Raw genomic sequence first — 14198 nt, 5'->3', positions numbered from 1 at the left:
ATCGGGAGCAAGCCCCCTCCCACACAGGGCCCTGGGCCCGACAGCCCTGCGGTAGATGCCGGCCGGGCATTTCACGGCTACAATGCGCGCCTCGACCGTGACAAGCCTGACTAAAAAAACTATGTCCTTGCCCAAGCATCACCTTGAATTGCTCAGCCCTGCCCGCGATGTCGCCATTGCGCGCGAGGCCATTCTGCATGGCGCCGACGCCATTTATATCGGCGGGCCGAGCTTCGGCGCTCGCCATAATGCGTGTAACGACGTGAGCGATATCGCGCAGCTGGTGGAATTCGCCCGTCGATACCACGCCCGCGTCTTCACCACCATCAACACCATTTTGCATGACAACGAGCTGGAGCCGGCGCGCAAGCTGATCCACCAGCTGTATGACGCAGGTGTAGACGCGTTGATCGTGCAGGATCTGGGCGTGATGGAGCTGGATATTCCGCCCATCGAGCTACACGCCAGCACCCAGACCGACATCCGCACCCTGGGCCGGGCAAAGTTTCTTGACCAGGCCGGTTTCTCGCAATTGGTATTGGCCCGTGAGCTGAACCTGCAGGAAATCCGCGCGATCGCCGACGAAACCGATGCCGCCATCGAATTCTTTATCCACGGCGCCCTGTGCGTGGCGTTCTCCGGGCAGTGCAATATTTCCCATGCGCAGAATGGCCGCAGTGCCAACCGTGGCGATTGCTCCCAGGCCTGCCGTCTGCCGTACACCTTGAAAGATGACCAGGGCCGCGTCGTGGCCTTTGAAAAGCACTTGCTGTCGATGAAGGACAACAACCAGAGCGCCAACCTGCGCGCGCTGGTCGAAGCGGGTGTGCGTTCGTTCAAGATCGAAGGCCGCTACAAGGACATGGGCTATGTGAAGAACATCACCGCCTACTACCGCCAGCGCCTCGACGAAATCCTCGAAGACCGCCCGGACCTGGCCCGCGCCTCCAGCGGGCGTACCGCGCACTTCTTCGTGCCCGACCCCGAAAAAACCTTCCACCGTGGCAGCACCGACTATTTCGTCACCGATCGCAAGATCGACATCGGCGCGTTCGACACCCCGACCTTCACCGGCCTGCCCGTGGGTGTGGTGGAAAAAGCCGGCAAGCGCGACTTGCAGGTAGTCACCCATGAGCCGCTTTCCAACGGCGATGGTCTGAATGTGCTGGTCAAGCGTGAAGTGGTAGGGTTCCGCGCCAATATCGCCGAGCCTAAAGGCGAGTTCGAAGAAGACGGCGAGAAACGCTATCGCTACCGCGTCGAGCCGAATGAAATGCCGGCCGGCCTGCATCAGTTGCGCCCCAACCATCCTTTGAACCGTAACCTGGACCATAACTGGCAACAGGCACTGCTCAAGACGTCCGCCGAACGCCGTATCGGCCTGGCGTGGGTTGCACGCCTGCGTGAAGAGCAGTTGCACCTCACCGCCACCAGCGAAGAAGGCATCAGCGCCAGTGTCACCCTGCCCGGCCCGTTTGGTGTAGCCAACAAGCCGGAACAGGCACTGGACACCCTGCGCGATCTGCTCGGCCAGCTCGGCACTACGGAGTATCACGCCACCCGCATCGAGCTGGACGCGCCGCAGGCGTTCTTCATCCCCAACTCGCAGCTCAAGGCCATGCGCCGTGAAGTGATCGAAGCCCTGACCGCCGCCCGCATCAAGGCGCACCCTCGGGGTGGACGCAAGGCCGAGACCACCCCGCCGCCGGTGTATCCGGATGCGCATCTGTCATTCCTGGCCAACGTCTATAACCAGAAGGCCCGCGACTTCTACCACCGTCACGGCGTGAAGCTGATCGATGCGGCCTTCGAAGCCCACGAAGAAACCGGCGAAGTGCCAGTGATGATCACCAAGCATTGCCTGCGTTTCTCGTTCAACCTGTGCCCCAAACAGGCCAAGGGCGTCACCGGCGTGAAGACCAAGGTCGCGCCGATGCAGTTGATCCACGGCGACGAAGTGCTGACCTTGAAGTTCGATTGCAAGCCGTGCGAGATGCATGTGGTGGGCAAGATCAAGGGGCATATTCTTGGGTTGCCGCAGCCGGGCAGTGCTGTAGAGCATTTCAACCCGGAAAACCTCATCTATCAGGGCACGCACTGAGCTGACGGGCGCGGGGCCACCACCAGCCCCGCTGCAGCCCGGCAGCGGCCAGCAGAATCGCCGCCACACCCAGCCATTGCAGCCACCCCAGGCGATGCCCGAACGCGATCCAGTCGACCAGGATCGCCGCAATCGGATAGATGAACGACAACGCGCCGGTCATCGCCGTGGGCAGCTTCTGAATAGCCCCGTACAGCAACACATACATCAAACCGGTATGCACCACGCCCAATGTCGCCAGTGCCGCCCAGGCAGTGGTCGACCCGGGCAAGCTGTGCCAGGGCACCAGCGGCGCCAGCAGCACGGCGCCGGTGGTCACCTGGATCAACGCCATCAAATGCGGCGGTACGTCCTTCAGGCGTTTGATGATCAGCGCCGCCACCGCGTACAAAAATGCCGCGCCCAAGGCCAAGGCAATGCCAGCAAGATAGTTCCCGCCACCCGATTGCTCACCATGGGCGGTCACGATCGCCAACATGCCCAGGAACGCCACACTCAGCCATGCCATTTTCTGCACGGTGATCTTCTCACCGAGAAACACCGCTGCCAGCATCACCAGTATGAACGGCTGCACGTTGTACACCGCCGTGCTGATCGCGATCGACGCACGGGAATAGGACTCGAACAGCAACAGCCAGTTACCGACGATCGCCACGCCGCTGAGCACTGCCAGCCCTAGCTTGGCCCAGTTGAGTAACTCCAGGCGCAAATACCCCAGCAACGCGCAGACCAGCAGCAGTGTCAGCGCGCCAATCACGCAACGCCAGAACACCACCTCAAGCACCGACACGCCCGACACCAGCACAAACCAGCCAATGGTGCCGGAGATCAGCATGGCAGCGATCATTTCCCAGGTTCCGCGACGGATTGATGTATCCATGATTGAGGCTCCTCAAGTGAGGCTCAATTATGGCAATCTGCTCGACACGGCTACAGCGACTAAAAAAGGCAAAACCCAGGATTCACCTTTTCTTATTAGGCAAAGCTCATGATCGACACTATCGACCAGCAATTGATCGCCGCCTTGATGGACGACTCGCGCCTGTCCCTCAAGACCCTGGCGGGCATCACCGGTTTGTCTTCGCCGAGCGTCAGCGAACGTCTGCGCCGCCTGGAAGAGCGCGGCGTGCTGACCCACTACACCGTCGACATCGACCCCAAGCACTTCGGCTACCTGCTGCAAGCCATCGTGCGCATCCGCCCCCTGCCCGGCAAACTGCAGGAAGTGGAACGCCAGATCCAGGCGATCCCCGAGTTCACAGAATGCGATAAGGTCACGGGCGACGACTGCTTTATCGCACGCCTGCATGTACGCACCATGGAGCACCTCGACACGCTGCTGGACCGGCTGAATACCTATGCCGAGACCAACACCGCTATCGTCAAGAAAACCCCGGTGAAACGGCGTTTGCCGCCGTTGGCTGACTAACAGGGCTGCGTAGCCTGTGGGAGAGTTGGGCAAGTACTCACGCCCAGTGCACGGCCCGCTCACTGGCAAGCTGTTCAACAAACAGCACAATCCGCCGACAGGCTTGCGCCAGACGCTCCTCGCCCAAGGTAAAGGAAAGCCGAACGAAGCCCTGGGCAGGCTCGCCGAAGGCTGCCGCGTCCAGCACCGACACGCCAGTTTCACGAAACAGGCGCCAGGCGAAATCCAGGGACCCCAGGCCCGTATCGCGCACATCCACCAACACAAACATGCCCGCTTGCGGCGCCTGCACGCGGATGCCCGGGCAGGCGCTCAAGGCAGTCACCACCAGGTCGCGTCGGCGTCGGTAAGTCTCACGCATGCCTTGCGTGACTTCGTCATGGGCCAACACCGCAGCTGTCGCCGCCTCCATCACGAAGCCGGGCAAGCCGTACATCATGCTCAACAGCAGGGTTTCAGCGTGCTGCACCATTTGCGCTGGGGCGATGAGCCAACCGATTCGCCAGCCGGTCATGGCATGGGACTTGGACAAGCTGCCGATCACAATGCAGCGCTGCGCCATGCCCGGCAACGCCGCCAGGCTGTGGTATTCACCGTCGAACACCAGGCTTTCATAGACCTCATCCACTACCACCCACAGGTCATGTGCGATCGCCAAGTCCGCAATGGCTTGCAGCTCTTGCCGGTTGAGCACCACGCCAGTGGGGTTGTTCGGATTAGAAAAGAATATCGCCCGGGTGCGCGGCGTGATCGCGGCGGCGAGCAATGGTGGATCCAGTCGAAAGCCGGACTGCGCACTGCAGGGCACCCGCACCAGGGTGGCGCCGCTGGCCTTGAGCGTGGCTTCGTAGGTGACGTACATCGGGTCGAGCACCAGCACTTCGTCGCCGGCCTGCAACAGGCATAGCGAGCTGATGAACAGCGCGTTCTGCGCACCGGGCACGATGATGACGTTGTCAGCCGCCAACGGGCGGGCCAGGGTCTGGCGGTAACGGGTCGCGATCGCCTCGCGCAAGGCCGGGCGCCCGGCGATCTCGGTGTAGTGGGAATCTCCCGCGTGCAAGGCATTGACGGCGGCGTCAGTGATAAAGGCCGGCGTGGCGAAATCCGGGTCGCCGACGCTGAGGATGATGACGTCTTCGCCCTGGCCGGCAGCGTCGAACGCAGCGTGGTGGATGTCCCAGGCGGCGACGCCCTGCCCTGCAATTCGCTCAACGAAGGGAGAAAACCTCATGCCAGAGCCTCTGGTGAAAGAATAAAGACGCAAATCCATAAATATGCGCGCGGCAACAATCGGTCAACTTAGTGCATAGCAAACCGTCGTTCAATGGATAAATAGGGCCTTGTCCCCGTGGCAGGCAATCACATTGAACCCCCTCCCGGTCGCTGTTCTCAAACCTGCATAGACCACGGCCCTGGAACACGCACGATGACTTTCATTCTATGGTTGGCCGTATTGGGCGCCGTACTGCTCACCCTCGCCCTCACCTCCTCCTATTTGCGCTGGATGCCGGTGACCACCTCAGCGGTGTGCTTGTTGCTGGGCATCGCCATTGGCCCGCTGGGCGTGGACTTGTTGCACCTGGACGTGAAGGGCTCAGCGCGCTGGATGGAGCACCTGACGGAAGTGGCGGTGCTGTTTTCGCTGTTTGTCAGCGGTTTGAAATTGCGCCTGCCGCTCAAGCACCGCACCTGGCGCATCGCCTTTGGCATGGCCGGGCCGGTGATGCTGCTGACCATCCTCGGCACCTGCCTGTTGCTGCACTACCTGTTCGATTTAACCTGGGGCGTTTCATTGCTGGTGGGAGCGATGCTGGCGCCCACAGATCCGGTGCTGGCCGGCCTGGTGCAGGTCAACAATGCCCAGGACTATGACGCATTGCGATTCGGCCTGTCCGGCGAAGCAGGGTTGAACGACGGCACTGCGTTTCCTTTTGTGATTTTTGGCCTGCTGTTCATGCAACATGGCGGTTTCGACGGCGACTGGTTCGGCGGCTGGGTGCTGAAGAACCTGCTGTGGGCGGTACCGGCCGGGCTGTTGATGGGTTACTGGATGGGCCGCGGCATTGGCCGTATCACCCTGCGCCTGCGCTTGATCAATGCCGATAGCACCCTGTCACCGAATGACTACCTCACCCTCGCGCTGATTGCCCTGGCGTATGTGACGGCTGAAGCGGTCGGCGGCTACGGCTTCTTGTCGGTGTTTGCGGCGGGCCTGGGGCTGCGCCAGGCCGAGGTCAAATCCACCGGTTATGCGCAAACGCCGGCCGAGCACCTGGCCCAGCCGGTGGTGGGCCATCTGGAGATCGAGCCCGAGCAGGCGCTGCACGGTGACGTCAGCCAGTTGAAGGACACCCAGATCGCCGCCGGCGTGATGATGGGCGACATGCTGGCTTTTGGCAGCCTGGTCGAGCGCTCGATGGAAGTGTTCCTGGTCAGCGTATTGGGCATCGTGTTGGTCAGCCATTGGGATTGGCGCGCGCTGGCGGTGGCGGCGTTGCTGTTCTGTGTGGTTCGCCCGCTCAGCGTGTTTGCGATGCCTTGGGGCAGCCTGCTGGATCGGCGACAACGCAGCCTGGTCAGTTGGTTTGGTATTCGTGGGATCGGCAGCCTCTACTACCTGTTCTATGCGCTCAACCATGGGCTGATCGGTACCAGCAGCGCCGTGGCGGTGAACCTGACCCTCTCGGTGATCGCGCTGAGCGTGATGGTGCATGGCCTCAGCACCCAGCCCTTGCTGGCGTGGTACGAACGACGCGCCGCGCACAAAAAATGAATCCTGCGCCGCGCTTGGCGTGACGGATAACCGCGTACCGGGCCAGAAGGTTTCAGTGGATCAAGCACAGTAAGAATACCTACTGTTCAAGCTCACCGATCCCTTTGGCCCGCCGCCCGATCAATCCTGACTGTCGGTATTGCCGACGTCGGCCGCTTCATCCAGATCGTTGAGCGGCACTTGCGCATCATCCATCAGCGAACCCGGATCTTCATTGCCGGGGTCGTTGAGTTCTTCGTCGAGTTCTTTTGACATGACCGTCTCCGTTAACCGCCTTGGGTATCGATATCGGCATCGGTTTCAGGCTTGTGCTCGCGCTCAGGCTTGAAGTCTGGACTGTAGTCGTTCTCCTTGGCCTTGGGGTCGCTGGCAGGCGTCGGGTCCTTGGGCGCATCGGCAGCGGTGCCCGGAGCGGGCTCGCCACCATCGATGGCAGGGTCATTGCGGTTGCTGGTTTGGGGATCGTTGGATGTAGACATGGCATACCTCTTCACAGACCGGTGATAAATCTTTACCGCGTAAAGCTAAGGCGTCACGTGCCCCAGTGAAGTTCCGTCCGATTGCTCAGCGCAGTGGATTGTCCACCTGGATATAAAACGCATAGATGCCCAGCACCAGCCAGAACACCATGAACAACCACGGCGCGCGCATGGAAAACAGCAACGACTTGCGATAGCCCTTGTGACTGGACTCCATTTCGGAAAACAGCGGCGATTCATCGTAGGCCAGGCCCATCACCGGCTCGCTGCGCAGCAATTCGCTTTGCTTGTAGTGCCAGTGATCAATGATCTGGTAGGCCGCGCGTATGCCAGGCCAGGCGTTGAGCGAGCTGAGAATACCCAGCGCGGCGAGGATCACCGGCACCACCAGCGTGAACAGCTTGCCCCATTCCGGGTTGAGGTTGCCCATGCCGGACACGAAAGCGATCACCAGAAACGATTGCGCAGTGAGGTAAGCGTCAGTGCGGTTGGCCAGGATGCTGGTTTCGTACTGGATCTCGCGCCGGTAGAAGTCGAGGCGATCCTTGGGCGAGCCGAAGATCTTGGCGTTGTGTTCACTATGGTCGGTCAGGGCCGCTTCCGGCGTGTTTGGGGAGATGATTCGGGGCACAACGATGCTCCACAAAGTGACGGGACTCATTAGAAGAATCGGGCGTGGATGAAGTTCAAGTTTCTTGCGCACCAAGTCAGGGCACCCTCTGCCCCCTTGTGGTGAGCCCGCTTCTGTGGCGAGCGAGCAAGCTCGCTCGCCATAGGTAATTGCCACCTTGTGTGCGTTCCGGCACATCCCTTGCTTTATCCATTCATCTACCCGAAAACAGGAGCATTCGTTACCCCGCGACCCAGAGCCGACTCCATAAGAAAGTAAGGACCAGGCCTGTTGGCACCCTCAGCCACGGGCTCATAAGAACATGCGTTTTTTAAGCGGCAGTGCCACCCAGGAAACCCTCGGCACTGACAAGGTACTGGAATGGCTCGAACTTTCTTCGATGAAATGAATGACGCAAACGGCGTATGCCGCGCCCACTATCAGGATTTTTCCCGCTGGCTGGCCAACACGCCGCCGGAACTGCTGGCCCAGCGTCGCCGTGAAGCCGACTTGCTGTTCCATCGCGCCGGGATCACCTTCACCCTGTATGGCGACGAGCAAGACACCGAACGCCTGATTCCCTTCGACATCATCCCCCGCAGCATCCCCGCCAGTGAGTGGAGCCTGATCGAGCGCGGCTGTATCCAGCGGGTCAACGCACTGAACATGTTCCTCGCCGACATCTACCACGACCAGCGCATTATCAAGGCCGGGATCATTCCGGCAGAACAGGTGCTGGGCAACGAGGGCTATCAGAAGGCGATGGTCGGCCTGGACCTGCACCGCGACATTTACTCGCACATCTCCGGTGTCGACCTGGTACGCGACGGCGACGGCACCTATTACGTGCTCGAAGACAACCTGCGTACCCCCAGCGGCGTGAGCTACATGCTCGAAGACCGCAAGATGATGATGCGCCTGTTCCCGGAAGTGTTCGCCAAGCAACGCATTGCGCCGGTGGACCACTACCCCAACCTGCTGCTCAAGACCTTGAAAAGCGCCAGCCGCCTCGATAACCCCAATGTGGTGGTATTGACCCCTGGGCGCTTCAACAGCGCTTTTTTCGAACACGCGTTCCTGGCGCGGGAAATGGGCGTGGAGCTGGTCGAAGGCGCCGATCTGTTCGTGCACGACCTCAAGGTATTCATGCGCACCACCGATGGCCCCAAGGCGGTGGACGTGATCTACCGGCGCATCGACGACGCCTTCCTTGACCCCGAGGCGTTCAACCCCAAGTCAATGCTCGGCGTACCCGGCCTGGTGGCGGCCTATTGCGCGGGTAATGTGGTGCTCGCCAACGCGATCGGCACCGGGGTGGCTGACGACAAGTCGATCTACCCCTATGTGCCGGCGATGATCCGCTTCTATCTGGACGAGGAGCCGGTGCTGCAAAACGTACCGACCTTCCAGTGCCGCAAGCCCGATGAACTGTCCCATGTGCTGGCCAACCTGGAACAACTGGTGGTCAAGGAAACCCAGGGTTCCGGCGGCTACGGCATGTTGGTGGGCCCCGCCTCCAGCGCAGCCGAGATCGAAGATTTTCGCCAGCGCATCAAGGCGCGTCCCCACGCTTATATCGCCCAACCGACCTTGAGCCTGTCCACCTGCCCGACCTTTGTCGAAAACGGCATCGCGCCCCGGCATATCGACCTGCGCCCCTTCGTGCTCTCGGGCAAGGAAACCCGCCTGGTGCCGGGCGGCTTGACCCGCGTGGCGCTGAAGGAAGGCTCGCTGGTCGTCAACTCGTCGCAAGGCGGCGGAACCAAGGACACCTGGGTGGTGGAGGGCTGAGTATGTTGAGTAGAACCGCTGCTGATCTGTACTGGATGTCGCGCTACCTGGAACGCGCCGAGAACCTGGCGCGCATGTTGGAAGTCAGTTATTCACTGTCGTTGATGCCCCAGGCCGGGCGCAGCGATGGCCTGGATGAGCTGGCAATGTCGTTGCTCAGCAGCGGCACCCTGGACAGCTACCTGGAGCGTCACCAGACCCTGGATGCCGAGCGCATGTTGCACTTCTTCGCCCTGGACGAAGAAAACCCGGCCAGCATCTACAACTGCCTGCGCGCCGCCCGAGGCAATGCCCACGCCGTGCGCGGGCGCATCACCGCCGATATGTGGGAAAACCTCAACGCCACCTGGCTGGAAATGCGCAGCATCGCCGCCGGCGGCCTGGCGCGGCATGGCATCAGCCACTTCTGCGACTGGGTCAAGCAACGCTCGCACCTGTTTCGCGGCGCGACCTCGGGCACCATCATGCGCAATGACGCCTACCGGTTTATTCGCCTTGGCACCTTTGTCGAACGCGCCGACAACACCTTGCGCCTGCTGGATGCGCGCTATGAGATGTTTGGTGAAGAGTCCGAAGAAGTCAGCGACTTGTCGGCTCGCGGTTATTACCAGTGGAGCGCCCTGCTGCGTGCGCTGTCCTCGTTCGAGGCGTACACCGAGTTATACCCCAACGCCCTGAATGCACGCTCGGTCTCGGAGCTACTGCTGTTACGCAGCGATGTCCCGCGCTCGCTGCACGCGTGCATCGAAGAGTTGAGCCATATCCTCGCCGACTTGCCCGGCAGTTACGGACGCACGGCGCAGCGCCTGGCGGCGGAGTTCGAAGCAAGGCTGCGGTATACCGGGATCGATGAGATTCTGGAAGATGGACTGCACGCCCGGTTGACGGACTTTATCGACACCGTGCGCGAGTTGGCGCGGGCGATACACAGTTCTTACCTGGAAGTAATCTAAGCAACACCACCGCTCAAATGTGGGAGGGGGCTTGCTCCCGATAGCGGTGGGTCAGCTACATACTGGCTGGCAGATACGCCGCAATCGGGAGCAAGCCCCCTCCCACATTTGAATCGCCGTAATCTGTCAAACATTGATCGCCCACCACCTCGGCAGCAACTGTCGAACCCGTGCCTCGCCAAAGCGGTCATCGATCAGCATTACCACGCCGCGATCGTGCTGGCTGCGGATCACCCTCCCCGCCGCTTGCACCACCTTCTGGATGCCGGGATACAGGTAGGTGTAGTCATACCCCGCGCCGAAAACCTCGCCCATGCGTGCCTTGATCTGTTCATTCACCGGGTTGAGTTGCGGCAAGCCCAGGGTGGCAATAAAAGCGCCAATCAAACGCGCCCCCGGCAGGTCGATACCTTCGCCAAACGCGCCGCCCAATACCGCAAAACCGATGCCTTGGCTGTGCTGGGTGAACTGGTCCAGGAACGCCTGGCGCTCGGCCTCGGCCATGCCGCGTGACTGCAGCCACAGTGCAATCTGCGGGTGTCGCTCGGCGAGTAACTGCGCCACTTGCTGCAGGTAATCGAAGCTGGAGAAAAACGCCAGGTAGTTGCCCGGCTGCTCGGCAAATTGCCGGGCGATCAATTCCACAATAGGTTCCAGCGACGCCTGGCGGTGCACAAAGCGTGTAGAGATGCGCTCAACGATGCTGACCTGCAATTGCTCGGCCTTGAACGGCGACTCTACATCGACCCAGGCAGTATCCGCCGGCAACCCGAGTAAATCGGCGTAATAGTGGCGTGGGCTCAGGGTCGCGGAAAACAGCACGCTGCTGCGAGCCGCCGTCAATCGGGGCCGGATGAATTCGGCCGGCACCACATTACGCAGGCACAGGGTCGAGCTACTGCGCTTGCCACTGAACTGGCGCTTGCTGATGTCGAAGATGAAGTGTTCGTTGAATAGCTCGGCCACCTTGGAAAATTGCAGTGCTTCAAAGTAGAAGGCTTGCAGGTCGCCATTGAGGGACTCGGGGTGATCGTTGAAGTAGTCGCCCATGGCGCTGGTGCACAGGCTCAGGGCCTGTAGCAGTTTGTCGGGCCGGGTGGCATAGGCCTGATACGGCGCGACTTGTTCCTTGTGCAACGCGTTCCACTCGCGGTTCAGGCGCTGCAAGGGTTTGTTCAGCGGCTCGGGCGAGGTATCGCGCAAGGTCTTGAGGCTGTATTGGTCGAGGCTGGCGCTGTACATCGAACGGGCGCGTTCCACCAGGTTATGGGCCTCGTCGACCAGCGTCGCAACACGCCATTGGTTCAACTGCGCCAGGCCGAATAACAGGGCGCCGAAGTCGAAAAAATAGTTGTAGTCGGCGACCACCAGGTCGGCCCAGCGCGCCATTTCCTGGCTGAGGTAATACGGGCACACGTCATGGGCCAGCGCCACACTGCGCAGGCTGCGCTGATCGAGCAGGCGAACCCTGGACGCGGCATGGCGGGCGGCGGGCAAGCGGTCGTAAAAACCCTTGGCCAGTGGGCAGGAATCACCATGGCAGGCTTTATCCAGGTGTTCGCACGCCTTGTCCCGTGCAACCAGCTCAAGTACACGCAGCGGCAGATCCGGACTGCTGTCGTACAGCACCTGGGCGGCATCCAGGGCGAGCTTGCGCCCCGGCGTTTTGGCGGTAAGGAAGAACACCTTGTCCAGCTGCTGCGGCGCCAGCGCCTTGAGCATCGGGAAGAGGGTACCGACGGTCTTGCCGATGCCCGTGGGCGCCTGGGCCATCAGGCAACGACCGGTGCTGACCGCCTTGTAGACCGACTCGGCCAACGTACGCTGCCCGGGACGAAAATCGGCATGGGGAAATGCCAGGGCTTGGGCGGCCTTGTTGCGCTTATTGCGGTGCTGCATTTCCAATTGTGCCCAGTCGAGGAACAACGCACATTGCTGATTGAAAAAGCGCTCAAGCTGCGCCGCCTCGAAACGTTGGTTCAGCAGCGTCTCGCCTTCGCCAACGATATCGAAGTACACCAGCGCCAAGTCGATTTCGCCGAGGCCGAGCTTCTGGCACATCAGCCAGCCATACACCTTGACCTGGGCCCAGTGCAGTTGCCGATGGTTGGCGGGCTGGGCAGAGAGGTCGCCGCGGTAGGTTTTGACTTCTTCAAGGCGGTTGGCGTCGGGGTCGTAGCCGTCCGCCCTGCCCCGCACGTTGAGCTGCTGGTATTGCCCCTCCAGGGCGACTTCATTCTGGTAGTGCGCGCTGCGCCGGGACGCCACCGTACGGTGGCCGACGATACCTTCCTGGGCGCTGGGCGACGGGGTAAAGCGCAGGTCAAGGTCGCCGACCTTGGCCGTGAACTCACACAGCGCCCGTACGGCCACGCTGTAACTCAAGCGGGTTGCTCCGCCCAGCGCACGTAACAGACGGTGACCGGCATCTGGTACTCGCCGCAAAATTGCAGCCAGCGCAGTTGGTTGTCTTGCAGGCGGTCGCCCGGGCCCTTGACCTCGATCATGCGGTAGGTTTTTTGTGCAGGCCAGAACTGGATCAGGTCCGGCATTCCGGTGCGGTTGGCGCGGATATCCAGCAGCAGGCGTGTGAACCAATGGCGCAGGTGCTCGGCGGGCAGGCAGGCCAGGGCTTGCTCCAACAGCTCTTCGCTGAGCAGGTTCCAAAACACGAAAGGTGATTGGATACCCCATTTGTCCAGAAAACGTTGGCGGATGGTGGCCTTGTAGCGCTCATCCCCCAGTTGCTCGAAACACGCAGCAAACAACGCCTCGCGGCGTTGATGGAAGTCTTCGCTGTGCAGGTCCGCCGGCCCACGCTGGAACGGATGGAAGAACGCGCCCGGCAGTGGCGCGAAAATCGCTTCCCAGCACAACAGGCCGAACAGCGAGTTGATCAACCCATTCTCGACGTAATGCACCGGTGCCTCGGGCTCATTCAGGTGCGCCTGGACGCAGTATTCCACCGACATCAGCGGCGCCTGGGCGAGTGCCAGGTCAAGGCGTGCAACCGCTTGCGGCTTGGCCTTGGGCAACGCCGGTTCGCCGAGTTTGCGGCGCAGGCGCGGCAATACACGCAGCAAGTGCTGTTGTTCAGCGGCGCTTTCCGGGGCCTGCTGAGCTGCGGTGGCCAGGGCCAGCGCTCGGGCGTAATCCTCTTGGCGCTCAACGACCCGGATCAACCGCGCACGTGCACCGGGATAGGCGCAGGCAAGGTAGATCTGTTCAGCCAGCGCAAGCTCGGCGCAGCGCTCGCAATACTGGCCGATCTGGAACAACAGCTTGGCGCGGCGTTTTTCCAGCCAGGGGTTGTCGGTGCACAGGCCGGCGATCTGCACCAGCAGCGTGTCCAATGCCTCACCGGCTTCAAACGCTTGCTGGCACTGGTGCAGGAACAGGAACCCCACCACGTCGTCACGCGTGCGTAACCCGCGGGACTCGGCGCAAATCTCGACTTTTTCATAGGTGTAGATGCCCAGGTCTGCCAGCACGAACTCGGACCAGTCCTGGTGCAGGTTGCCAAAGAACATCAAGCGCAGGCGATCACACAACGCCATGACCGTAAGGCTATAGAGCACATCATCCAAGCCCGGGCACCATTGAGCAAAACTGCGCGGCTCGCTGAACTGCGCCGCCAGCGGTTCGAGCCAGGTGGCCTTGTTGCCCTTGGGCTGATCGATCCAGGGCCTGAACGCGCCGAGGATTTCGCCCTTTTGCAGCAAGGCGAACAAGGTGGCAAACGGCAGCGGGCTTTGGTCATCCACCCATCCCAGTTCTCGTAATGGGCCCGCTGCCGCATGGGGGCAGCCGATTTCCACATAATTAAGCTTGGCGCCGCGAAAATGCACACCCTTGCGCATCACCATGCGCACCAATAACGCCTGGGACGCCTGGGGCAACCTGTCAAATTGCTGAATGAAATGCTGTTCGTCCGCATCGAGCAGATCGGCATAGCGTTGCCCCAGCCAGGCCAGGACCTGGCGGAAGTTATGCAGGTAATACAAGGGGTCTTCGAGGGGGTTGGCCATGGCGCAAGGGAGTCAAATACTGGTTATGCAT

The 14198-nt window shown here is 61.2% G+C and carries 11 protein-coding genes and 1 pseudogene; 5 read left to right on the top strand and 7 right to left on the bottom strand.

Annotated elements, in window-relative coordinates; translation table 11 throughout:
* The first annotated feature begins 121 nt into the window (after nucleotides 1-121).
* Nucleotides 122-2101, top strand: coding sequence for a peptidase U32 family protein (locus JH25_RS26305; RefSeq protein ID WP_032875276.1), 1980 nt, complete (start codon nucleotides 122-124; stop codon nucleotides 2099-2101).
* On the opposite strand, the gene JH25_RS26310 is transcribed toward JH25_RS26305, so the two are convergent.
* Entirely contained in the window at nucleotides 2079-2981 is a 903-nt protein-coding gene (locus tag JH25_RS26310; protein WP_032875275.1) for a DMT family transporter, read from the bottom strand. The genes JH25_RS26305 and JH25_RS26310 overlap by 23 nt on opposite strands.
* A gap of 108 nt (nucleotides 2982-3089) precedes the next feature.
* Here JH25_RS26310 and JH25_RS26315 point away from each other — a divergent pair, with 108 nt between their 5' ends.
* On the top strand, nucleotides 3090-3530 hold the full coding sequence (locus tag JH25_RS26315) for an Lrp/AsnC family transcriptional regulator (protein WP_032875274.1): 441 nt from the start codon (nucleotides 3090-3092) through the stop codon (nucleotides 3528-3530).
* A 58-nt stretch (nucleotides 3531-3588) separates the two neighbouring features.
* Here the strand turns inward: JH25_RS26315 and JH25_RS26320 are convergent.
* A pseudogene (locus JH25_RS26320) lies at nucleotides 3589-4764 on the bottom strand (pyridoxal phosphate-dependent aminotransferase); the annotation flags it as partial.
* Between the two features lie 195 nt (nucleotides 4765-4959).
* On the opposite strand from JH25_RS26320, the gene JH25_RS26325 reads away from it, so the two are divergent.
* A complete protein-coding gene (locus JH25_RS26325; RefSeq protein WP_032875272.1) occupies nucleotides 4960-6306 on the top strand; it encodes a cation:proton antiporter in 1347 nt (448 codons plus the stop codon).
* Nucleotides 6307-6426: 120 nt separating this feature from the next.
* On the opposite strand, the gene JH25_RS29185 is transcribed toward JH25_RS26325, so the two are convergent.
* The 3 genes from JH25_RS29185 to JH25_RS26335 all read right to left on the bottom strand — a co-directional run bounded on the left by JH25_RS29185 (nucleotide 6427) and on the right by JH25_RS26335 (nucleotide 7416).
* On the bottom strand, nucleotides 6427-6561 hold the full coding sequence (locus tag JH25_RS29185) for a hypothetical protein (protein ID WP_005788437.1): 135 nt from the start codon (nucleotides 6559-6561) through the stop codon (nucleotides 6427-6429).
* Nucleotides 6562-6572: 11 nt separating this feature from the next.
* Nucleotides 6573-6785, bottom strand: a complete 213-nt coding sequence (locus tag JH25_RS26330; protein ID WP_032875270.1) for a hypothetical protein — start codon at nucleotides 6783-6785, stop codon at nucleotides 6573-6575.
* Nucleotides 6786-6870: 85 nt separating this feature from the next.
* Nucleotides 6871-7416, bottom strand: a complete 546-nt coding sequence (locus JH25_RS26335) for a hypothetical protein (protein ID WP_032803895.1) — start codon at nucleotides 7414-7416, stop codon at nucleotides 6871-6873.
* A gap of 360 nt (nucleotides 7417-7776) precedes the next feature.
* Here JH25_RS26335 and JH25_RS26340 point away from each other — a divergent pair, with 360 nt between their 5' ends.
* The gene (locus JH25_RS26340) at nucleotides 7777-9186 is read left to right on the top strand and encodes a circularly permuted type 2 ATP-grasp protein (protein WP_005788442.1); all 1410 of its coding nucleotides are present in this window, start codon (nucleotides 7777-7779) and stop codon (nucleotides 9184-9186) included.
* A gap of 2 nt (nucleotides 9187-9188) precedes the next feature.
* Nucleotides 9189-10139: an alpha-E domain-containing protein gene (locus JH25_RS26345; RefSeq protein WP_005788443.1), complete on the top strand. Its 951-nt coding sequence runs from the start codon at nucleotides 9189-9191 to the stop codon at nucleotides 10137-10139.
* A 126-nt stretch (nucleotides 10140-10265) separates the two neighbouring features.
* Here JH25_RS26345 and JH25_RS26350 read toward each other — a convergent pair whose 3' ends face one another.
* Nucleotides 10266-12524, bottom strand: a complete 2259-nt coding sequence (locus JH25_RS26350) for an ATP-dependent DNA helicase (RefSeq protein WP_032875267.1) — start codon at nucleotides 12522-12524, stop codon at nucleotides 10266-10268.
* Nucleotides 12521-14167, bottom strand: a complete 1647-nt coding sequence (locus JH25_RS26355) for a VRR-NUC domain-containing protein (RefSeq protein ID WP_032875265.1) — start codon at nucleotides 14165-14167, stop codon at nucleotides 12521-12523. Before JH25_RS26355 ends, JH25_RS26350 begins: the two co-directional genes overlap by 4 nt.
* Nucleotides 14168-14198: the final 31 nt, after the last annotated feature.

Source organism: Pseudomonas sp. BRG-100 (genome assembly GCF_000737955.1).
Taxonomy (GTDB): Bacteria; Pseudomonadota; Gammaproteobacteria; order Pseudomonadales; family Pseudomonadaceae; genus Aquipseudomonas; species Aquipseudomonas synxantha_A.
Note: the sequence above shows the minus strand (reverse complement) of the source record. Positions and strands in the feature narration are given on the sequence as shown.

Bases quoted from the DNA above. Each gene is read 5' to 3' on its own strand.
- JH25_RS26325 (WP_032875272.1), top strand. From the start codon at position 4,960: ATGACTTTCATTCTATGGTTGGCCGTATTGGGCGCCGTACTGCTCACC.
- JH25_RS26315 (WP_032875274.1), top strand. From the start codon at position 3,090: ATGATCGACACTATCGACCAGCAATTGATCGCCGCCTTGATGGACGAC.
- JH25_RS26340 (WP_005788442.1), top strand. From the start codon at position 7,777: ATGGCTCGAACTTTCTTCGATGAAATGAATGACGCAAACGGCGTATGC.
- JH25_RS26345 (WP_005788443.1), top strand. From the start codon at position 9,189: ATGTTGAGTAGAACCGCTGCTGATCTGTACTGGATGTCGCGCTACCTG.
- JH25_RS26355 (WP_032875265.1), bottom strand. From the start codon at position 14,167: ATGGCCAACCCCCTCGAAGACCCCTTGTATTACCTGCATAACTTCCGC.
- JH25_RS26305 (WP_032875276.1), top strand. From the start codon at position 122: ATGTCCTTGCCCAAGCATCACCTTGAATTGCTCAGCCCTGCCCGCGAT.
- JH25_RS29185 (WP_005788437.1), bottom strand. From the start codon at position 6,561: ATGTCAAAAGAACTCGACGAAGAACTCAACGACCCCGGCAATGAAGAT.
- JH25_RS26310 (WP_032875275.1), bottom strand. From the start codon at position 2,981: ATGGATACATCAATCCGTCGCGGAACCTGGGAAATGATCGCTGCCATG.
- JH25_RS26330 (WP_032875270.1), bottom strand. From the start codon at position 6,785: ATGTCTACATCCAACGATCCCCAAACCAGCAACCGCAATGACCCTGCC.